The organism is Dongia sp. (assembly GCF_041918875.1).
In the GTDB taxonomy this organism is placed as follows: Bacteria; Pseudomonadota; Alphaproteobacteria; order Dongiales; family Dongiaceae; genus Dongia.
Genome location: NZ_JAYRUV010000019.1, coordinates 20,125 through 41,744, shown reverse-complemented (window position 1 = coordinate 41,744; position 21,620 = coordinate 20,125). Strand labels below are relative to the sequence as shown.

The window sequence follows — 21,620 nt, the reverse complement described above, 5'->3', positions numbered from 1 at the left end:
TGAAAAATGGCGCCGCACTGCGGATCGTTCCGCAGTGCGGCGATCGATGCGGTCCGGTTCTTGGGGCGGCACCGGCCGCATCTTCCTTGTCGGCACCCGTCCGAAACCGATGAACCGGGCGGGCGCCGCACGTGAAACCACAACTCAACCGATCAGACCACGGTCACATCCTTGTCCACGAAGAGCGTCACGGTATGGCTGCCGTTCGCGTCCGAGAAAGTGCCCGTATACTGCGTGAAGGTAACGCCTCCCACGATCGGCGTGACATCGCCGCCGGCAACCCAGCTGGCGCCGCCGGTGTTGGTGCCGGTCAGATTGTCGATGTCAACCGTGTCACCCTTGGAGCCGATGACGTAGAGCGTATCGGTCTCGGAGAAACCGAGGACATCGCTGGCATTCAGCAGGATCCTGGTGCCCAGGGCGTCGCTGCCGGATTGCGTCGAACCGCTGATCACGGCTTCCTCGGTAAGGAGGATCCCTTCGATCCCATCGACATGCGCCCCGCGCAGATCGACCGTCGCATCTGCCGCCAGGTCGGGGAAGTAGTCGATGCTCGACTTGTTGCCGACGGTCGAGTTGTAGAGTGCGCCCTGATCGATGCGCAGCAGATCGAAACCGTCGCCGCCGTGGTAGTGATCGCCGGACGCGGGATTGATGACTGCATCTGTCTGCAGGCCGCCGTTCCACACCAGGACGTCGTTGCCGGCATCGCCATTCAGCGTGTCGTTGCCGATGCCGCCGTTCAGAACGTCATCCTCGGCACCGCCATTCAGCGTATCGTTGCCCGATCCGCCGAACAGATAGTCCTGGCCGCCGGTGCCGTTCTTGGTATCGTTGCCGGATCCGCCATCGTTCGACTCATCGACGATGACGGTGCCGCCGTCGTTCGGACTCATCTGGGCGTATACGGCCATCGGCTTGCCGGAAGAGTCTTCATGCTCGATCTGGATATTGCCGCCCGACACGTCCAGCGTCACGCCTTCGAGGTTGAAGTCGGTCACGATGATCTTGTGACCCTCCAGCGGATTCTCGAGCGCGACGTTGAAGTCCTTGCTCGGATCGATGTTGAAGCCTGAATCCGCCAGGACCGCGCCTTGCTGGCCCTGGGTATCACGGACAACGACCTGCGAATATGCGTTGAGCGGATTGCCATCGAGCACGAAGGTCAGGATCATCGCCTGGTCGCCCTGCTGCTGGCTTGGCGTGTTGGTGACGAGTTCGCCATTGAGGATGCGGGCCGATACGACCGGGGTCGAGGCGGAAGTGATGGCGGTATTGTTGGCATCGGTCGTTTCGGCGCCGCTGCCATTGCCGTTCGGACCGGCCACCGTCGCCTCGTCCAACGATTTCGCATCGACCGTGAATTGCGCACCGGCTGCGACCGGCGCGGTGTTCGTTATACTGACGTTGAGATCGACGCTGGTCGTATTGTCGGCGACACCGAAAGTCACCGTCCATCCGGCGGCGGCCGAGCCTGTCACGCTGATCACCGTGACGCCGGCGGGAAGAACACCCGACCAGATCTGCGTCCCGCTGTTCCAATCGCTGAGATTGAACCCCGCCGGCGTCTTGAAGACCAGCGTATGCGTTTCGGATGCATCGGCCGCATCGCCGAAGGTCGCCTTGATGTTGACCGTCCCCGCTTCGCCAACGCTGAACAAGCCATTGGCGCCGGCATCCGTGACTGTAACGGATACGGCCGTCGGCTTATCCGCCACCGCATCGCGGGTAATGGCCAACTGGCCGTTGACCGTACTGGTCAGACCACCATTCGGATCCTGGATCGTGGCGGAGATTTGCAATGTGAGATCGGCATCCGCATTGTCGACCGGCGGCAGGATCTTCAGGTTCGCCAGGGTGTGAAGCGTGGTATCGATCATGAAGTCCGAACCGTTTCCGGTTCCCAGCAGCGTGTTGCCGTCGAATATCTGCCATCCCGCGGGCAGATTTTTCAGTGTCAGGCTGGTCACGACTTCATTATCCGCCGGCGTGAAGCTGACACCCAAGGCCGAGCTCTGCGTCGTCAGGTTGCCGGTATTCTGGTTCGGCATCCCGTCCTCATAGACAATGGCCGACCCGCTGATCGTGCCTTGCGCCTGGTCTGCCACGTCGAAGCTGAGAATGGCGGTCGTGCGGTCGCCGTCGGCATCCTCGATCGTGTAGGTGAAATAGTCCGTGCCGCTGACATTCGACTTGGCGGTGTATGTATAGGTGCCGTTCGCCTGCAGCGTCAGAGTACCCAAGGCCGTCACGATCTGCGAGTTGATGCCCGTGTTGGACTGGGTGCCGCCGTTGCCGGCGATCACGCCAACGACGCCGCCGCCTGCTTTGGCACCATCGGCACCGAAGCTGTCATTGCCGGCAACGCCAGCGAGAACGGTCGCAGCCGAAACTGTGGCACCGGTATCCACAGTGCCGCCATTGTCGTTGCTGGCAGTCGGCGTATCGTCATCGACATCGACGATCATCGAGCCGTTGGCCGTGTCGCCGTCCTTGTCGGTGACCTGGTAGTTCACCGTGAACTGGATGTTGTTCTCGTCCAGACCAGCCGCGTGGCTGATCGGCGCCAGCTGCGTCACGGTGTAGGAACCGTCAGTGGCGTTACTCAGAACAACCTGCAGCACCGGCGTGCCGTTCTGCGAGATGGTCAGCGTCAACCCGTCGGGCGACACAATCTGCGTGAAGCCGGCCGGCAAGGTCGCCGCCGTCAGCAATGTCGTGCCGGCACCGTCGGCACCGTAATTGTGAGCCAGGAAGCCCGTCGCGTTGACCGAATTATCATCGTCGCCGACACCGCCGGCATTGCCGAACGGCAAGGCATCGTCGTCCAGTTGCACCAGGGCATTGCCGGAGACGGTCGGCGTATCGTCATCGATATCGACGATCATCGAGCCGTTGGCCGTGTCGTCGTCCTTGTCGGTGACCTGGTAGTTCACCGTGAACTGCAGGTTATTCTCATCCAGACCTTCAGGATGGGAAATCGGCGCCAGCTGCGTCACGGTGTAGGCGCCAGTGGTCGCGTCAGTCAGCGCCACCTGCAGCACTGGCGTGCCGTTCTGCGAGATGGTCAGTGTCAACCCGTCGGGCGACACGAGTTGCGTGAAGCCGGCCGGCAAGGTCGCCGCCGTCAGCAATGTCGTGCCGGCGCCATCGGCGCCGTAATTATGGGCCAGGAAGCCCGTCGCGTTGACCGAATTATCATCGTCGCCCGTACCGCCGGCATTGCCGAACGGCAAGGAATCGTCATCCAGCTGCACCAGATTGTTGGCCGATACGGTCGGTGTATCGTCATCGACATCGACGGTCAGCGTTCCGTCAACCGTGTCGCCGTCTCGATCGGTGACACGGTAGTCGAAGGTCAGCTGGATATTGTTTTCGTCCGCACCTGCCAGGTGCGAAATGGGAGCCAGCTGAGTAACGCTATAGAGACCATTGATCGGATCGATCAGCGTTACCAGCATCACAGGTGTCACACCCTGAAGAACGAGCAAACCCGGTCCTGCCGGCAAATAGGTGAAACCCATCGGGGCGCCCGTGGTCAGGAACGCGATTGATCCCGCCCCATCGGCACCATAATTATGGGCCAGGAAGCCCATCGCGTTGACTGAATTGTCATCGTCGCCCGTACCGCCAGCATTGCCGAACGGCAAGGCATCGTCATCCAATTGCACAAGATTGTTGGTCGATACGGTCGGCGTATCGTCGTCGATATCGACGATCATCGAGCCGTTGGCGGTGTCGCCATCCTTGTCGGTGACCTGGTAGTTGATGAGGAACTGCAGGTTGTTCTCATCCAGACCAGTCGCATGACTGATCGGCGCCAGCTGCGTCACGGTATAGGACCCGTCGGATGTGTTACTGAGTGTCACCAGCAGCACCGGCGTGCCGTTCTGCGAGATGGTCAGCGTCAACCCGTCGGGCGAAACCACCTGCGTGAAGCCGGCCGGCAGGGTGGCGCCGGTCAGCAGAAGGGTGCCGGCACCGTCGGCACCGTAATTGTGAGCCAGGAAGCCCGTCGCGTTGACCGAATCGTCATCGTCGCCCGTACCGCCGGCATTGCCGGACGGCAAGGCATCGTCGTCCAGTTGCACCAGATTGTTGGCCGATACGGTCGGCGTATCGTCATCGACATCGACGATGATCGAGCCGTTGGCCGTGTCGCCGTCCTTGTCGGTGACCTGGTAGTTCACAGTGAACTGGATGTTGTTCTCATCCAGACCAGCCGCGTGGCTGATCGGCGCCAGCTGCGTCACGGTGTAGGAACCGTCAGTGGCGTTACTCAGAACAACCAGCAGCACCGGCGTGCCGTTCTGCGAGATGGTCAGTGTCAACCCGTCGGGCGATACGAGTTGCGTGAAGCCGGCCGGCAAGGTCGCCGCCGTCAGCAATGTCGTGCCGGCGCCGTCGGCACCGTAATTATGGGCCAGGAAGCCCGTCGCGTTGACCGAATTATCATCGTCGCCGACACCGCCGGCATTGCCGAACGGCAAGGCATCGTCATCCAGTTGCACCAGATTGTTGGCCGATACGGTCGGCGTGTCGTCATCGACATCGATGGTCAGCGAACCACTCACCGGATCGCCATCGCCGTCGGTTACCTCATAGTCGATGGCAAACTGCACATTGTTTTCGTCACTGCCCGGCCCGTGTTCGATCGGCGCCAGCTGGGTGACGGTATAGGACCCGTCGGTATTGTTGCTGAGCGTCACCTGCAGCACCGGCATGCCGTTCTGCGAGATAGTCAGTGTCAACCCGTCGGGCGAAACCACCTGCGTGAAGCCGGCCGGCAGGGTAGCGCCGGTCAGCAGAAGGGTGCCGGCACCGTCGGCGCCGTAGCCATGCGCCAGAATGCCAGTTGCATGCAGCGAATCGACGTCATCGCCGATGCCGCTGGGATTGCCGGCGCCCAGCACGTCATCGTCAAGCCGGACAGTGCAATTCCAGCCGACGACCGGCGTATCGTCGTCGACATCGATTTCGATCGAGCCGCCGACCTTGTCGCCGTCGAAGTCCGTTGCTTCGAAATTGATGGTGAATTGCAGGTTGTTCTCATCTTCGCCAGCGGGATGGTCGATCGCCGCCAATTGCTCGACCGTCAGGTGTCCGCTCGTCGAATCGCTCAAGGAGACCTTCAGGACATCGACACCGTTCTGCTTGATCAGCAGCGTGAGGCCGTCGGGGCTGAGGCTGGAAGTGAAACCTTCCGGCAGCGACGGTTCGCTCAGAAGGAGCGACCCCGGACCGTCGGCGCCGTAATGCACGCCGAGATAACCCGACAGATCGAACGTGCTGGAGCTTGCATCGTCGCCGATGCCAGCGGCATTGCCGCCCGGGAGATCGTCATCGTCGAGATAGAGCGCCGGATGCAGCAGGCCCGAGGATCGATCGAGATTCTCGTTTTCGAGCACGGGGATATCATCGCGCACGCCGAAAGTGATCTGGCCGCCGGCGGTCGAGCCGCTATTGTCGATGGCCTGGAAGAAGACGGGAACGAGCAGGTTGGTCTCATCCGCATCGACGCCCACCGGCAACGGATGATCGAGATTGTCGCTGAGGATGAAGTAGATGTCGAAGGTCGTGCCGGGGCCGGTCGGATTCGGATAGCTGTCGCCGATGGCGACGGTGAAGACGAGGATGTAGCACTCGCCGTCGAAGATATAACCCTGGATATGGGTGTCATCGATCTGCTGATATTGCAGGTCGAAACCGCCGCTCTTCAGCCCCAAGGCGGCAAGCTGGGTCAGCGTCTCGGCATTGAAGACCAGCGTCCCGGGTGCATCGGCGCCGAAATCGACCGTCGCGGTGCCGTTGAACACCAGCGGTTCGCGGTCGAAATCGTAAGGCGCGGTATCGCCGCCATTCGGGTCGTAGCCGACGATCGCGTCACCGAACGGCGTACCCGATCTTGTATCCTCATCGTCGTAATCGGCATCGTCGAAACGATCATTGCCGTTGACCGGATTCCAGCAGAACTGGCTGATGATGTCCTGCACCAGGGCTTGCGGCGCGTCGATCGCGGCCAGGGAATCGTTGAACGACCCGCCGTCAAGGACGTTGCCGTAATTGCCGGTGAGGTCGTCTTCGTTGACGATGCCGCCGATCGTTTCGATGACGACCGGGACCGGATCGGTCTCGGTGGGTTCCTCCTCAATGAACTCGACGAAATCGCGCTGGATGAGATTGTAGTTGAGCGCCGTCGGATCGAGGCCGCCGACCGCATTGAGGCCGCCGAGCCCGTCGGCCGGATCGAAGGGCGTGAACAAACCGCCATTATTGTCGACACCCGTGCCGGCATCGCCGGCGGCGGGACCGGCCGCCGTCTGGATATCGAGATTGGGATCGGTCGCGGCGAGTACGGCTGCGATGTCGATGGGGTTGCCATCGGACCCGATGATGGCGACCTCGCCCTGGCCGGCCGCATCGGCATAGCCGATGAGGATGACGGTCACATCGCCCACTCTCACGGCGAGATTGCCATTGTCACCAAGCCGCGCCACCAGCCCGTCGGCGGGGAAAGGCAGCTGGATGATTTCACCCGGCGTCACCTGGACGCGCACGATGTTCTCGCCCTGGGGGATCTGGACGGCGACCGGCGCGCCACCGGACTGTGTCAAATGGCCTTGCTCGATATCGCTTTCGCGAACAACAGTACCGGCAGCATTGGACTCGATCGAAATTTGGGTGGTGTCGGTAGCCATGAAACGCTCCCAGGGTCGCGCTGAAATTCAGCGGGTTTCTCTTCCACGCACGACTTCCGTCAGCGCGGCATCGGCCGCCGATACGGGATCGTGCACTGGCGAGAAAACGGAACGGATGGCCCCGATATTCCGCAAATTTGAGGCGAATATCGCCCGTCACGCACATAATCGTGTGCAAGGGTTTTCTTTTATCTGCTTGACCGACCTGCCGCCTCTGATGGTGTTTGTCTGTGGCGCTTATCCCGGCGGTGCCCCGCCAAGATCCCGCCATGTGCCTCTTTCTGCCGCACCTGGTTCTTTCTTCAAATTCCGGAATGGCTTAGCCAGGTTGATCCATTGACAAAGCGCAAGGACATAGAACTCGGCCTGATCAGCCTGCTGCCGCGGCTGCGACGCTTTGCCATCGGCCTCAGCGGCTCGACGGATGAAGGGGACGACCTGGTTCAGGCGGCCTGTCTGAAGGCGCTCGAGCGGTACAGCCAATGGCAGGCGGATTCCCGGCTCGACAGCTGGGTTTATAAGATCATCATGAACATCTGGATCGACCGGCGCCGATCCGCCGAGCATCGCCTGTCGCTGCCTGGCGAGGGCCTCTGGGAGCAGATTCCTGGAGCGCCGCTCGTCGCCGAGCTTGAAGCCCGGCAGGATCTGAAGCGCACCTGGCAGGCTATCAAGCAACTGCCCGAGGAACAGCGCCAGGTTCTTTTGTTGGTGACGGTCGAAGGTTTCGGATACCAGGAAGCCGCTGACATGCTGGAAATCCCAATCGGTACAGTCATGAGCCGCCTGGCCCGCGCCAGAATCGCCCTGGCCAGACTGATACGCGACGACAACCCTTCGGAATAGAAAACCGCTTCACTCGTTAGGTAATTCGATGACGGAATCTCGGCAATCGATTGGTGAAGAAATGATTATTCGCGTGATGCAGTATTGCGACGGTGCCCTTGATGCGTCTGAGGCCGAAGCCATGGCTCGCGAGATCGCGGCCGATCCGGCGCTGCAGGAGCTTGCCAACGACTTTGCGGCCAGCGCCAGGGCCGCGCGCGACACGATGGCCGTGTTCGGCGATCAGCCGATTCCGCTTGCCCTGGCCCGGACGGTCGCATCTGCATCGCGCCCTGAAGCGAGATCGACATCGCCGGCACCGGCTTTGCGCCGCCAGGTCGCCGCGGCGTTGATCGGTGCGATATTGGGTGCGGGGATATTGGGAATCTGGTCTGCCGGTCGGCAGGATGAAGGCCTGCGTCTGGCCGGCACCAAGAACGTGGGAACCGATACCTCGGCCGACGGGGCGATGAGCAGCACCGCCTTCCGCAGCACACTTTTCATGGCGCTCAATGCCGGCCCCCAAGCGCACACCCGGAGCTTCAAGATTGCCGATCAATCGACGGGCGGCGGAGAGCTATCGGTGATAAGATGGTTTGAGCTTGCTGCCGGTACGTCCTGCGCGGAGTTCCAGTACGTTGAGGACGAAGCAGCCACGGGCAGCGGCATCGCCTGCCGCCGCGAAGATGGCGGTTGGGACGTGATCGCCTTGCCCCACGCGAGCCGCTGATCGCTGTCGCCGGCTTGTTCGGAGACTGACTCGATATGAACCACCGCCGCCTCCTGACGGCAGTCCTCGTCTTTGCATTCGCCGCTGCGTTGCAGCTGGGCGGTTTCGCGCCGTCGCCATTCGACGCCGATCATGCCTGGGCCAAGAACGGAAATGGAAATGGCGGTGGTAACGGCGGGGGGAATGGTGGTGGAAATGGCGGTGGCAACGGCGGCGGCAACGGTGGCGGAAATGGCGGTGGCAACGGTGGCGGCAATGGCGGCGGCAGTGCCAATGCGCACGGCAACAACCCGAACGCCAACGCCAACGCCAGCGAAAAGGGCGATAACGGCAAGAAGTCCGGCGGCGGCTCGATCGCGGCCCAAACTGTCGACGTTCCTTCGGCCGCGGGCGGGCCTGTAGCCGGAGACGGCAAGCTGAAGGCGATGGCACACGAAATCATCGTGGCCAATGCCGGAGATGCCCTGACGGAATTCGCCGCCAACAATGGCTTTGGCATCCTGTCGCAGCAATCGTTGAGCACGCTGGGCATTTCGGTGGCGCGACTGTCGCCGCCGGCAACCATGTCGCTCTCGGAGGCGAGTGCCAGCCTCGCCAAGGCTTTTCCCGGCGCATCGATTGATTTCAACCACGTCTACGCGCCGCAAGCCAACATGACATTGCCGGCACCCGATTCGGCCCGCCGGCTCATCGGCTGGGGGGGACCGGCCGCGCAATGCAGTGCCGCGGCCGTGAAACTCGGCATGCTCGATACGCTGGTCGCGGTCGAAGCACCGGTCCTCGCCAAGGCCGCCATTACCCAGCAGGCCTTTCTCGATACGCCGGACGGGCTGCTCGCGAATGCCGATCACGGTACGGCCGTCGCGGCGCTTCTCGCGGGCCAGCAGAGCTTCGGCCTGTTGCCACAGGCGGCCCTTTCGATCGCCGGCATCTTCACGACCGACGAAGACGGCACGCCGATTGCCAGCGCTACCGCTTTTGCAGCCGGTCTCGACTGGCTGGCTGGGCAAGGTATCGGGACGATCAATACCAGCCTCAGCGGTCCCTACAACAAGCTGATGGAACTGGCCGTGAGTGCAGCCAATGCACGCGGCATTCGCATCGTCGCCGCTGTCGGGAACGACGGGCTCGACGAGGTCGAGCGCTATCCGGCCGCCTTCCCCGGCGTCATCGGTGTTACCGCCGTCGACATGGACCGGCAACGCTTCGCGCAGGCCAACAAGGGCGCGTTCGTTTCTTTCGCGGCCCCCGGCGTCGATCTCTGGGTGCCGGGATCCGGTCAGGCGCAGACCGGCGGCAGCTATGTCAGCGGCACGTCTTTCGCCGCCCCCTTCGTCACGGCCGCCTTGGCGGCCAATGGAAACGACCTCGACAGCCTGACACGGGCCGCGATCGATCTGGGTATCGAGGGCCGCGACAGCGATTTCGGCTATGGGCTCGTTCAGGCCTCGAATACCTGCCCGGCAAATTTCAACTGACATCGGCAATCGGAACAAGGAAAGAGCGCCTTTCCGGATAGAAAGACGCTCTCCTCGATCGGCCGCTTCGGAAACCTGGATCAGGACTGATCCTGATCGTCCTCCGCGTCCGGCATATCGTAACCGTTGATTTCATTCACGCGCTCGGACAGTTCTTCGGAGAAGCTCTGTTCCTCGGTATTCTCTTCCGGTGTGCCCTCGTCCGGCGTCTCGCCGGCATCGGGGTCTTCCGCCGCCTCTTCGTCGTCCGTCAGGCCAGAATAATCATCGCCATAGACGTCCGCCAGGCGTTCCAGAATCTTGTCGACGATACCGGGAGACATCGGCTTGTTGCTGGCATCGGCCAGGACCTCGGCCAGATCGTCGAGATCGACTTCTTCCTCGCCAATCTCGTCAGCCGTCCCGTCGCCTTCCTCCGCCGTGTCTTCCTGCTGATCGGCATAGTCGTTCAGCAGGTCGCGGAAAGTCTGGCTGATGCTGCCGGGGGCCGAGTTGGGCGAAGCATTTGCAAGCGCGGTCGGCGAAGCATGGAAAAAGCCGTTCAGCTTGCCGAGGCTGCTGGCCGCGATTTCGGTGTCGCCTTCATCGTCGGCCGGATCGGCGTCCGCATCGGCTGCTTTCCCGCCCGGCGAGCCGGATTTGCCGTGCTCGCCCGAATTTCCATGATCGCCCGATTTGCCGCCACCATGATCGGAATTGCGGCCATTGCCACCGCCGTTGCCGCCACCATTCCCGCCACCATTCTTGGCAATGGCGCTATTGTCGAGCGGCAGGGCTATCACGGCCGCCGAGGTGAAGACCAGCGCCCCGCCCAGCAACAGAACATGGAGAAGGGATCGGTCTTTCATCTTGATTGTCATCACGGTGCTCCTTGGATTGTTCGATGCCGCGAACGACACGCGGCACCCACCCCCGCTAACGGCGCACCAAATCGGCTTATTCCGGCTAAATACCAAGTACATCAATGGGTCACAGATTTGTCCTCCGCGCGAACATTTCTGTTCGCGTCAGCGATCCTTGCCGCCACCCTTGCCACCCCCACCCCCATTGCCCCCGTCCTTGTCTTTCCCGCCGCCGGGATTGTCTGGGTCGTGCTTGTCGCCATTGTCGCCGTGGCCGGAATTGCCGTCGCCATCGGCGCCACCATCCTGATTGCCGCCGCCATCGCCCCCGGAACTGCCACTGCCGGAATCTCCACCGGAATCTCCACCGGCGGCGTCTCCGGCCGACGAATCCTTGGCGTCCGGCGTGCCCGACCCGCGGCCGGTGCTTTCCTTGCGGGCATCCGGGTCGATCGCCGGCGCATCCGCGGGCGCTCCCGCGGCCGTCGCAAAATCGCCGATCTCGCCCACTTTCGGCGGCTGATTGGGACTTTCGATCAGCACGCTCTGTCCTTCCTGGGCCTCGACCTTCTGCTCATGCTCCTTGGGCTTGGCTGAAACCGACCCGGAAAGAACATCGACGATCGTCGCGCCATTGGCCCCGACGGTGACCACGATATCGGTGCCGCGGATGCCGACGGTCGCCACGGGTGTCGCGAACACGACGCCGGTATCGTCCGTGCTGACCTCTCCCGTCGTATAGCGCATGATGCCGGAATTGAGACCGATCGCAGCCGCCGATTTGAGTGCGCTCGGATCGAACACATAGGAATCGAGGATCAGGTCGCTGTCGCCTTCCAGACGCAAGGTGGCTCCGTCCGGGAAACTCATCTCGATGGCCGAATCGCTCTCGGTGCGGATCGCCTCATTGGCCAGCAGCTTGTCGCCGATATTGGCCGGCGCCTCGTCACCGCCCGGCGGCGTGTGGAACGCGCTCTTGACGACATCGACGACGTCGGCGATCGGCACAGCCTCGGTTGACGCGATCGCCACGGCGGAGATCGAAATGAGTGCAGCCAGCCCCAGCCCCGGGGCGATCAGATTTTTCATGTCCTACCCCTATCAAGCGCTCGACCCGTCCCGTGGCGATATTGCGGCGCAACATACCCCCGCGCCCAAACCGCCTCGACCTGAATACGATTGGGATTAAGCCTTATTCCGATTCAAAAATGCAGTGCAGCAATTTTGTTCGGGCATGCTTTGATAGGAAGATGGCCGACCCCCAGCATCGGCGCTTGCCATGACGTTGCGCCGCACATGATGTACCTCCTTCAACGTGGGCTCCCCGCCTTGGTGCTGCTTGGCGCCCTTCTGCTGCGCGTCCACGACCCTGTCTTCCTGTCCGAGATCCGCCAGCGCACCTTCGATATTTTTCAGCAGATCGAGCCGCGCACCTATATCGACACACCCGTGCGCGTCATCGATATCGACGATGCGACGCTGCAGCGTTACGGCCAATGGCCCTGGCCGCGCAGCCTGACCGGCGAGCTGGTCGGCAAGCTGGCCAAGGCCGGCGCCAGGGTCATCGCCCTCGATATCGTTTTTGCCGAACCGGACCGGACCTCGCCGCGCAAGGCCACGTCGGATTGGGGCCTGGCGGAGGGCGACCCGCTGACACGATCGATCGTCGCGCGTGTGCCGGATCCGGACACCGTCCTGGCGCAGTCTATCAAGGCATCGCCCGTGGTTCTCGGCTTCGTCCTGACGCATGACAAGGCAGGCGGAGCCCTGCCCAAGCGTAAGGGCGGCATGGCGGTCGTCGGCGCCACCGCCAATCATGGCCCGCGCGATTTCGTCCCCCGCTTCGGCGGCGCCATTGCCAGCCTGCCGGCATTGCAGGCCGTGGCCAAGGGACAAGGCAGCATCAATGTGATCGTCGAAGGCGGCGCGATGGTGCGGCGCCTGCCCCTGCTGCTGGCCGGGCGCGACACGCTCTATCCCAGCCTGGTCAGCGAGGCCCTGCGCGTGGCGCAGAAGGCTTCGACCATCGTCGTCAAATCCTCCGGCGCCGCCGGCTACCAGGCCTGGTGGCAGGAACTTGCCGGCCGGCTGACATCCGCCGAGGGTATCGCCGAGGTCAAGATCGGCGCACTCACACCGCTCACCGACGAGAGCGGGCAGATCTGGCTCTATGACAGCGGACGCGTTGCCGGACGCATCGTTCCAGCCTGGCAGGTCCTCTCCGGCACGGCGCCCGACCTGTCGGGCACGATCCTGTTCGTCGGCACGAGCGCGCCCGGCCTTGTCGATCTGCGCGCGACCCCATCCAGCGCGGTGACGCCCGGGGTCGAAATCCACGCCCAGATCGCCGAGCAGATCCTTACCGGCATCTCGCTCAACCGGCCCTATTGGACGATCCTTCCCGAGCTCGGTTTCCTGATCGTGCTGGGCAGCGCCATGATTGCCCTTCTGCCGCGCGTCGGGCCGATCGGCTGCGCATTCCTGGGTGCCTGCGCGATGCTCATCGCCAACGGCGCCGCCTGGTACGCCTTCACCGAACGCGGCCAGCTTTTCGATCCGGTCTATCCGAGCCTCGCCGTGCTGCTGGTCTTCATCGCCGGCGCGATGTCGTCCTACTTCCGCTCCGATATCGAGCGGCGCTCTATCCGCGCGGCCTTCAGCCACTATCTGGCGCCTGAGATGGTGGAGCAGCTCGCCGCCGAACCGGAGCGGTTGCGCCTGGGCGGCGAGATGCGGCCGGTCACCATCCTCTTTTGCGACATCCGCGATTTTACCAGCATTTCGGAACATACTTCTCCGGAAGACCTGACACAGCTCCTCAACCGTTTCCTGACGCCCATGACCGACGCGGTGCTGCGCCATGGCGGCACGATCGACAAATATATCGGCGATAGCATCATGGCATTCTGGAACGCACCGCTCGACGATGACAGCCACGCGCGCAATGCCTGCCTCGCCGCCCTCGAAATGCGCCGGCGGCTGGTCGACCTCAATATCCAGCTGGAACTGGAAGCCGAGGCGATGGGACGCAGCCACCGGCCGCTGCGCATGGGCATCGGGATCAATTCCGGCGCCTGCCTCGTCGGCAATCTCGGTTCGCAGCAGCGCTTCAACTATTCGGTCATCGGCGACGACGTCAACCTCGCCTCGCGCATCGAGGGCCTGTCCAAGAATTACGGCGTCGATATCCTCATCGGCAGCGCCACGCACCGCCTGCTGCAAGGCTTCGCGCTGATCCCGCTGGGCGATGTCATGGTTAAGGGAAAGTTGGAAAGCGCGGAAGTGCTGGCACTGGTCGGCGATCCGGCAACCGCCGAAAGCGGCAATTTCGCGGATATCGAGCCCATCCTCGCCGAAGCGATGGCGGCGGTCGGAACGGGCGACTACCGCCGGGCGCTGAACTGCATTCTACGCTGCCGTGCCCTGCCCATGAGCGCCGATATCCGCGCCCTCATCGAACATATGGACGCCTCGATCGCCCGCTACGGCAAGATGACCCAGGTCACGGAATAGATATCGCCCCGGATCGTTTTCCAGACAGCGCAATTGCGAGTGTTTGCGAGAGCATGGCCAGAAATCCGGATTCCAGATCCTCCTCGACCGGCCGACGCCCGGGCATGGCCGGGCCGGCGGCATCTTTCGGACGGGCGGAAGGCGGTGCCGCCGCGGTGGTGGTCGCGATCTCGCTTTCGCTCCTCATCGGCATGGTGGGTTTCGGCGTCGAGGTCGGCGCCTGGTATGCCGCCAAGCGGCACAACCAGACAGCCGCGGATGCCGCCGCGCTGGGCGCCGCCTACAACATGTATGTGACCGGCAATGCCTCGCTGGTCCAGGAAATGGCCGAGGCCGACGCCGCCCGCAACGGCATAGAACCGAATGACCGCATAACCATCGCCGCGGTCACCCCGCCGGCAAGCGGTGGCTACATCGGCAAGTCCAGCGCCGTCGAGGTTACCATCGTCGAGCAGCCCGACCTGCTCTTTTCATCGCTCTTCGGCAACATCGTCAACCTGGCCGTGCGCGCGGTCGCGGAGGTCAAGATCCTGGGCGAGGTCTGCGTCCTCTCCCTTTCGCCCACCGCGCCCATCGGTATCCAGCTGTCGGGCAGCGCCAATATGAACCTGGACGGATGCGGCATGTTCTCCAACGCGACCTCCAGCACCTCGATGACCACGGCCGGCGGCGCGCAGCTGCAGGTGATAGCCGACTTCTTCTCCATGGTCGGCGGCTACAAGGCCAGCGGCAGCGCCGATCCGATCCTCGACACCGAGCCGCCCCTGACGGGCCAGGCGCCGATGCAGGATCCGCTGAAGGACAAGGTGCCCCTGCCTCTGCCGGGCGCCAACCACGCCGATCCCAGGTTCGGGAGCGGCGATACCTGGGCGGACAGTATCGGGTCGGCCAACGCGCCCTACTTCACGAACGGCCTCACTCTGGGCAGTCAGGCGGATATCACGATCCCGAGCTCCGTGCGCGAGGTCTATGTGAAGGGCGAACTGAAGATCAACGCCGGCGCCAAGGTGAATTGCACCTGTACCTTCGTCATGATGGATGCCGACTCCTTCGTCACCATCAACGGCAATGCCGACGTGCGGGTGACGGCGCCCAGCGCCGATGCCAGCCCCAGCCCACGCTATGGCGGCATCGCCTTCTACAATGCGTCCGCCACCTCGAACACCAAGAGCTCGTTCTCCGGCACGGGGAACACCGCGATCGAGGGTATCCTCTATTTTCCGAATCAGGAAATCGACTATCGCGGCACCAGCACGGGCGGCGCCAAATGCACCCGCCTCATTGGCAAGAACATCGTCTTCACCGGCGATACGGGCGCTTACCTGCAGCCGAGCGGCGCCAATTGCCCCAAGCCGATCGCCGGCACCGACCTCGTCGCCAAATCCGTGCCGGTGCTGGTGGAGTAGGCCATGCGCGGCGCGTTGGCATGGCTCGGCCGGTGGCGGCGCTGCGACAGCGGGAGTCCGGTTGTCGAATTCGCGCTGCTGGCGCCCATGCTGATGCTGCTGGCATGCGGCCTCATCGATTTCGGGCTCGCCGTCCGGGCCAAATCCCAGATCGAGGGCGCCGCGCGGGCGGGGTTGCAGAAGGGCTTCGGCAACATGTGGGACGCCGAGGCGATCGCCGCCGCCGCGAAGAATGCGGTCTCGACCGATGCCGGCATCCAGGAATCGCTCACCGTCGACTCTTCGGCCAGCTGCTATTGCGACGGCGTTCTCACGGCCAGCGGCGACGATTGCACCAAATCGACGACCTGCGGCGGCGGCGGTTATCCGGATTTCTATCTCACCGTGGATGTCTCCGAACGGCATGAGATGCTGCTCGATTATTATCTCTTCCCGAGCGAGCTGAACATTGCCAGTTCCGCCACGGCGCGGGCCCAACCATGAAGCGGGGCCATGAAGCCGGATCGGGCATGCGCCGCCTGTGGCCCGCCGGCGATACCGGCGTCGCGGCCATCGAATTCGCCTTCATCGCACCCGTCCTCATCCTGTTCATGGTCGGCATTTTCGAATGGGGGCGGTACATGTACGCCTACAACACGCTGCAATTCGGCTGCGCCCAGGCGGCGCGCTGGGGCGTGTTCCACATCACCGGTACGGCCGATGCGATCGAGGACTACGCCAAGTCGCAGATGACCGGCCTCACCCCCGCCAACGTCACGGCGACCATCGACGCCGACACCAATACCGTCGAGGTGACCGCGAACATGGAATTTGAATTCATGACCGGCTGGGTGACGCCTCTCCCGAAGCTCACCATCGCCGCCCGCGCCAAGATGTAGCCGGAGAGTACGCCAACCCCTCGGGCCGGATGGCCATGTAAGGAAATCGGCCGCCGTCGAGAAATGCAGAAGTGGCGTCCCCAACGGGATTCGAACCCGTGTCTTCACCGTGAAAGGGTGATGTCCTAGGCCCCTAGACGATGGGGACGTCTTGGGCTGTGCGGGGGCCTTTTAGCTGCTGGAGGGGCGGATTGCAACGGGGGAATGGGCCCGGCCGGCCCTATTCTCCGATGCCCCTTCCGGAGACTCCGCCCCATCGGCATAATGCGCCGCCCGCCCGCCCCCGCGAAATTCCGGAAGGGCGCGGTTGTGGCCTGGATTTCTTCAACTTTCCAATATCTTAGAGGTCTACATGTCACTGAAGCGCCTGGGCGATCCGTCGGTCATCTCCGACGCCGTCATTCACAACAACATCGTCTATCTGGCCGGTCAGGTGGCGGAGGACCCGGTTTCCGCCTCGGTCTACGAGCAGACCAGGAACATTCTCGGCCAGATCGATGCCCTGCTGAAACAGGCCGGCACCGACAAGACCAAGATCATCAAGACCAACATCTGGCTCTCCGACATCTCCACCTTCCAGGACATGAACAAGGCCTGGAAGGAATGGGTCGTGAAAGGCGAAGCCCCGGCCCGCGCCACGGTCGAAGCCAAGCTCGCCGACCCGAAATGGAAGGTCGAGATCATGATGACGGCCGCGATCTAAACGTCCGCTGCCGCCGATCCACCGACGCCCGCGCCGATCACCGGCGCGGGCGTTTCCTTTGCCGGCGGATGAGGTGGCTAAGGACGAGGATTGCCGCGAGCGCCGCTGGCGTCAGGATGCCGAGCCAGGCCGCAAGCGCGATCTTCATGGGCCAGGCGGCGAGGCAGCCCGCCAGCGACAGACTGAGTAGGAAAATCCCAAGCACCCGCATCGCCCGGTCCCGGGCGGGTGCCGGATGGGTGCCGAAGACCTGCCCGGCATGTCGCCGCATGGCCAGCGCCAGGGCGAGGAAGCCGGCGGCGGCCAGGGCCAGGGCCAGCAGGTTCATCGGCACCCCGCGATCCTCGCCAGCGCCAGCAGGCAAAGCCCCGTCGCCAACGCCGCCAGGTCGACACCCGCCATGGGCCAATCCGCTGCCGCGAGACTGGCCTGGAGACCGCGCTGCGTGGTGAGCGCATTGATCGCCGGCAGAGCGCAATAAAGGGCGCCAGCCACCCCCAATTGCGCGCGCCAGGCGGACCGGCAGCGGCGCAGGAAGGCATGGGCGAACGCCAGCGCCCAGGCACCGAAGAAGATGCCGGCCTCGGCATCGGCACGTCCATTAATGGCCAGCGGCAGCAGCCGGTTGGCGGCAAGGAATGCGCCGATGGCGATGATCAATCCGGCAATGGTGCCGACATTCAATCCCTCGACCAGCCGCAGGCCCTGGGCCGCCGGCATCCGGCCGCGCCGCTTGCTCACCCACAGCACCAGACCGGTGGCGATCATGCCGCTGCCGCCAAGGCCGGAGAGAAAAAAGATCCAGCGCAGCCACGGATCGGCAAAGCGCGCGAGATGAAGGCCATAGAAGGCATGGAAGGTCGATGCCGCATTGTCGAGCGCGTCGTCGCGGTGCAGGATATGTCCACCCACGCCATCGATAACCACGCGCCCGCGCGCGTGCGACACATGATGGCTGTCGCCGGCGATGAGGACGATCCGCGCATCGCTTCGTCCCGGATGCGCGATTTCGATGCGGCCGATCCGCGGCCGGTACGCGCCATCCCGCCAGCTTCGCTCGACCGCGTTCGCCAGCGGCGCGAGATCGGCGAGCGGCGCCGGATGGGTCGGCCCTGTCGCGGCGGGCGGATCGCCCAGCGCCTCGGCTTCGAATGCATCGAAATCGCCGCCATAATAGCGCTCGATCCCCCAGGGCAGATAGAGGAACATGAAGATCACCAGGCCCGAATAGGTGATCGTCAGGTGATAGGGCAGGGCCAGGACGCCCAGCATATTGTGCCCGTCGAGCCAGGCGCGCGGCGCCAGCACCCAGGGGCGGAAGGTGAAGAAGTCGGCGAAGATGCGCCGATGCGTGATGATTCCACTGACGATCGCCACCAGCATCGCCATCGCGGCGATACCCACCAGCAGCCGCCCCCAGACACCAGGCATCTGCAGATCGAAATGAAAGTAGTAGAGAAAGTCCCCGCCATGGGTGGCCCGCGGCGCGAACGGCGCGCCGCTCTGCGGATCGATCATCTCGCGCTGGAAGGCGGGCGCCCGGTCCTGCCAGACATAGATATGCGCCGCCGGATCCCGGGCATCGGGCAATTCGATCATCCAGCGTTCCGCCCCCGGCCCGATCCGCCGCAGCCGGCCCAGGGCCGCATCGATGGCATCTCCGGTGGAGACGGGGCGGACGGCCGGCAGTTCGGGGCGCATCCACAGCGAAATCTCCTGCCTGAAATAGCTGACGGCGCCCGTGAGGAAGATGGCAAAAAGCAGCCAGCCGAAGACGAGCCCCGCCCAATCGTGCAGCCATGCCATGGCCGCGCGGAAACCGGACCTCATGACGATGTCAGGGCAAGGCAGGCCAGCAGCAGCGCCGGCGGCATGATCCCCAGCCAGGCGCGGCTGACCGAGCGGGCGGCGAAGGCCCAGATGACGGCCCCGCAGCAAAGCGGGAAGCTCAGCATCGCCGCCGTCAGCACCGCTTCCGCGCGCGGTAGCGGCAGAACGGCAGGCAGGCCCAGCGCGGCCGCTGCCGCCAGGCCGTACCCGCCGGCACCCGCCGCCAGAATGCGCGCGGCTATGCGGAGGCCCGCGCTCACCAGGTATATTTCACGGTGCCGATGATCGTGCGGCCGGCGCCATAGAAGCAGCGGTCGATGCCGATGCAGGAAGCCACATATTTGTCGTCGGCGATGTTGCTGGCATTGACCTGGGCGATCCAGCCGTCGAGCGAGGGGCTCAGCATGCCGAAATCGTAGCGCATCGCCGCATCGAACAGCACATAGTCCGGCACTTTGTAGCTGTTGGCATCGTCGCCATAGGTCTCGCCGACATAGCGTGCGCCGGCCCCCAGGCCCAGCCCGGCGAAATCGCCCTCCTGGAACGTGTAATTGACCCAGAGAGAAGCGGCATGCGCTGGGATCGCCGCCTTGTCCTTGCCCTGCAATTCGTGACTCTCGCCGTCGATCCCCGTTCTGCTGTCGCCACTCTTGGTGATTTCGGTATCGAGATAGGTATAGGCCAGGGTCGCATCGAGGCCGTCGGAAAGGCTTGCCTTGGCCTCGACCTCGATGCCGCGTGACCGGACCTCGCCGGTTTGCGTTGACAGGGTCGGATTGTCGGGGTCGGCCGTCACCACATTCTGGCGCGTGATGTTGAAGGCCGACAAGGTGACGAAGCTGTCATAGCCGGGCGGCTGGTACTTGATGCCCACTTCATATTGCAGGCCCGTGGTCGGCTTGAACGGCGAGCCCTCGCTGTCCGTGCCGACCTCCGGCGCGAAGGATTCCGAATAGCTGAAATAAGGCGAGAAGCCGCTGTCGAAGGCGTAGAGCAGGCCGCCGCGCCAGGTGAAGGCATCGTCGGTCTGCCGCGTGGTTTCGTCCTCCATCCGGTCGGTGAGTTCGCTCGACGTCCAATCCTGCCGCCCGCCCAGCATCAGGATGAGATTGTCCCATTTGAACTGTTCCTGCGCATAGAGGCCCAGTTGCTTGCTGAGCTGGGCCTGGCTGCGCCAGGGCGATACCGCATCGACGGAATTGTCATTGTCCGGATCGAAGATATCGAGATCGCTCCAGGCGCCGAGCTCGCGGGTCGTATCGTTGTCGAGAATCTGTCCATCGACGCCCAGCAGGAAGGTATGCTCGACCGGGCCTGTTTCGAACTTCGCCTGCAGCTGGTTGTCGAGCGTCCAATCGTTGGAATGCTCGACCATGCCGAAGGCGAAGCGCCGGCCGTTGACCAGGTCGGCCCGCAGGTTCTGGATATAGACGCCCTTGAAGTCGAGTTCGTTGTAATTGTAGCGGAAGTTCTGCCGCACCGTGAACGTCTCGTCGAGGGAATGCTCGGCCAGATAGCCGATGGCATAGGAATCGCGGTCCCATTCCTGATAGTTGGTGTCGCCGGTATAGAGATCGCGCGGCAGCTCGCCGTTGGGATTGTCCAGCACCGTGCCATAGGTCGGCAGCCAGTTGAGCGGCGAGGAATTGAAATCGTCCTTCTGCAGACGCGCCAGCAGCGTGACCGAGGTATCCTCGTTCGGCTGCCAGGTGAAGGACGGCGCCACGGCATAGCGCCGCCGGTCCGAAAAATCGACTTCGGTATCGTTGTCCCAGCCGGTGGCGCTGAGGCGGTAGAGGAATTCCTTATCCGCATCCATGGCGCCGCTGATGTCGAAGATGCCCTGGAAGAGATCGTTGTTGCCCGCCTGGAACCCGATTTCGCCCTGGAAATCCTCGGTCGGGCGCTTGCTCACCATGTTGAAGATGCCTCCGGGCGTCGCCTGTCCGTAGAGGACGGAAGCGGGCCCTTTCAGCACTTCGACGCGTTCGAAGAAATAAGGATCGTAGGCCGAGGACACATAGCCCGTGCCGGCAAGCTTCAACCCGTCGATATATTCATTGTAGGAAGGGCCGGCGGTGCCGTCGCCGCCGAAACCGCGAATGGCTACCGTATCGCCGCCGATGGCGCCCGATGTGCCGTGGCCGCCGCTGACGAGGCCCGATGTATAGGCCAGCGCCTGCGACATGTCGGTGACGTTGCGCGTCTCCATCTCGTCGCGCGTCACCACGGAAATGGATTGCGGCGTCTCGATGAGCGGCGTGTCGGTCTTGGTGCCGGTGGCGCTTTGCTTGGCGACATAACCCTCGACCGGGCTCCAGGCCGTTTCCTCCGTCGCGCTGTCCTCGACATTGAGGGGTGCCAGCTCCGAATTCTCGCCTGCCGGCAGCGCGTCGAGCGTCACCGCATTGTCGCCGGTCATGCGGTAGGTGAAGCCCGTCCCCGCCAGCAAGGCGCGCAAGGCGGCATCGACGCTGAGCGTTCCGCTGGCGCCATTGCTCGTCAACCCACCGATCCGGGTCGCGTCATAGACGATCTGCAGACCGGTCTGTGCCGCCAGCTGATTGAGTGCCGGCGCCAGCGGCCCCGCCGGAATCGCGATCGCCTGAGGCTGCGTGAGCGAGGGCGCCGCATTCTGTGCCCAGGCGGCATGCGGCCCGGCTGCCAGCAGCAGGCATGACGATACCAGCAGGACGCGCAGGTTTCTTCTTGGCATT

At 63.5% G+C, this 21,620-nt stretch carries 15 protein-coding genes and 1 tRNA gene; 8 read left to right on the top strand and 8 right to left on the bottom strand.

Translation table 11 applies throughout. From position 1 onward, the window contains the following. Positions 1–152: 152 nt before the first annotated feature. A complete protein-coding gene (locus tag ACE3TY_RS18040) occupies positions 153–6,698 on the bottom strand; it encodes an Ig-like domain-containing protein (protein ID WP_374655539.1) in 6,546 nt (2,181 codons plus the stop codon). Positions 6,699–7,034: 336 nt separating this feature from the next. On the opposite strand from ACE3TY_RS18040, the gene ACE3TY_RS18035 reads away from it, so the two are divergent. Genes ACE3TY_RS18035 through ACE3TY_RS18025 form a run of 3 tightly spaced genes read left to right on the top strand, consistent with a single transcriptional unit; the run spans position 7,035 to position 9,731 of the window. Then, positions 7,035–7,544 carry an RNA polymerase sigma factor gene (locus tag ACE3TY_RS18035; RefSeq protein ID WP_374655537.1) on the top strand — a complete coding sequence of 170 codons (510 nt, stop codon included), beginning with the start codon at positions 7,035–7,037 and terminating at the stop codon, positions 7,542–7,544. 28 nt (positions 7,545–7,572) lie between these two features. Then, entirely contained in the window at positions 7,573–8,253 is a 681-nt protein-coding gene (locus ACE3TY_RS18030) for a hypothetical protein (protein ID WP_374655535.1), read from the top strand. 35 nt (positions 8,254–8,288) lie between these two features. Further along, positions 8,289–9,731 carry a S8 family serine peptidase gene (locus tag ACE3TY_RS18025; RefSeq protein ID WP_374655533.1) on the top strand — a complete coding sequence of 481 codons (1,443 nt, stop codon included), beginning with the start codon at positions 8,289–8,291 and terminating at the stop codon, positions 9,729–9,731. An 80-nt stretch (positions 9,732–9,811) separates the two neighbouring features. On the opposite strand, the gene ACE3TY_RS18020 is transcribed toward ACE3TY_RS18025, so the two are convergent. Continuing rightward, positions 9,812–10,591 carry a hypothetical protein gene (locus ACE3TY_RS18020; RefSeq protein WP_374655531.1) on the bottom strand — a complete coding sequence of 260 codons (780 nt, stop codon included), beginning with the start codon at positions 10,589–10,591 and terminating at the stop codon, positions 9,812–9,814. 147 nt (positions 10,592–10,738) lie between these two features. After that, positions 10,739–11,662, bottom strand: coding sequence for a FecR domain-containing protein (locus ACE3TY_RS18015; RefSeq protein WP_374655529.1), 924 nt, complete (start codon positions 11,660–11,662; stop codon positions 10,739–10,741). 207 nt (positions 11,663–11,869) lie between these two features. On the opposite strand from ACE3TY_RS18015, the gene ACE3TY_RS18010 reads away from it, so the two are divergent. Genes ACE3TY_RS18010 through ACE3TY_RS17995 form a run of 4 tightly spaced genes read left to right on the top strand, consistent with a single transcriptional unit; the run spans position 11,870 to position 16,370 of the window. Further along, complete coding sequence (locus ACE3TY_RS18010) at positions 11,870–14,086, top strand: CHASE2 domain-containing protein (protein ID WP_374655527.1); 2,217 nt, start codon at positions 11,870–11,872, stop codon at positions 14,084–14,086. Between the two features lie 53 nt (positions 14,087–14,139). Continuing rightward, positions 14,140–15,492 carry a pilus assembly protein TadG-related protein gene (locus ACE3TY_RS18005; protein ID WP_374655525.1) on the top strand — a complete coding sequence of 451 codons (1,353 nt, stop codon included), beginning with the start codon at positions 14,140–14,142 and terminating at the stop codon, positions 15,490–15,492. A 3-nt stretch (positions 15,493–15,495) separates the two neighbouring features. Further along, positions 15,496–15,975 (top strand): TadE/TadG family type IV pilus assembly protein, encoded by a 480-nt coding sequence (locus ACE3TY_RS18000; RefSeq protein WP_374655523.1) that lies wholly within the window; start codon positions 15,496–15,498, stop codon positions 15,973–15,975. After that, positions 15,972–16,370: a TadE/TadG family type IV pilus assembly protein gene (locus tag ACE3TY_RS17995; RefSeq protein WP_374655521.1), complete on the top strand. Its 399-nt coding sequence runs from the start codon at positions 15,972–15,974 to the stop codon at positions 16,368–16,370. The genes ACE3TY_RS18000 and ACE3TY_RS17995 overlap by 4 nt, the downstream gene beginning before the upstream one ends. A 72-nt stretch (positions 16,371–16,442) precedes the next feature. Here ACE3TY_RS17995 and ACE3TY_RS17990 read toward each other — a convergent pair. After that, positions 16,443–16,518 (bottom strand) — tRNA-Glu (locus ACE3TY_RS17990). 204 nt (positions 16,519–16,722) lie between these two features. Here ACE3TY_RS17990 and ACE3TY_RS17985 point away from each other — a divergent pair. Further along, positions 16,723–17,073, top strand: coding sequence for a RidA family protein (locus tag ACE3TY_RS17985; RefSeq protein ID WP_374655519.1), 351 nt, complete (start codon positions 16,723–16,725; stop codon positions 17,071–17,073). 37 nt (positions 17,074–17,110) lie between these two features. Here the strand turns inward: ACE3TY_RS17985 and ACE3TY_RS17980 are convergent, their stop codons facing one another. Genes ACE3TY_RS17980 through ACE3TY_RS17965 form a run of 4 tightly spaced genes read right to left on the bottom strand, consistent with a single transcriptional unit; the run spans position 17,111 to position 21,619 of the window. Next, on the bottom strand, positions 17,111–17,401 hold the full coding sequence (locus tag ACE3TY_RS17980; RefSeq protein WP_374655616.1) for a DUF3325 domain-containing protein: 291 nt from the start codon (positions 17,399–17,401) through the stop codon (positions 17,111–17,113). Beyond that, the gene (locus tag ACE3TY_RS17975) at positions 17,398–18,903 is read right to left on the bottom strand and encodes a PepSY-associated TM helix domain-containing protein (protein ID WP_374655517.1); all 1,506 of its coding nucleotides are present in this window, start codon (positions 18,901–18,903) and stop codon (positions 17,398–17,400) included. Before ACE3TY_RS17975 ends, ACE3TY_RS17980 begins: the two co-directional genes overlap by 4 nt. Beyond that, entirely contained in the window at positions 18,900–19,163 is a 264-nt protein-coding gene (locus ACE3TY_RS17970; RefSeq protein ID WP_374655515.1) for a DUF3649 domain-containing protein, read from the bottom strand. The genes ACE3TY_RS17975 and ACE3TY_RS17970 overlap by 4 nt, the downstream gene beginning before the upstream one ends. Further along, complete coding sequence (locus tag ACE3TY_RS17965; protein WP_374655513.1) at positions 19,160–21,619, bottom strand: TonB-dependent siderophore receptor; 2,460 nt, start codon at positions 21,617–21,619, stop codon at positions 19,160–19,162. Before ACE3TY_RS17965 ends, ACE3TY_RS17970 begins: the two co-directional genes overlap by 4 nt. Between the last annotated feature and the right edge of the window lies 1 nt (position 21,620).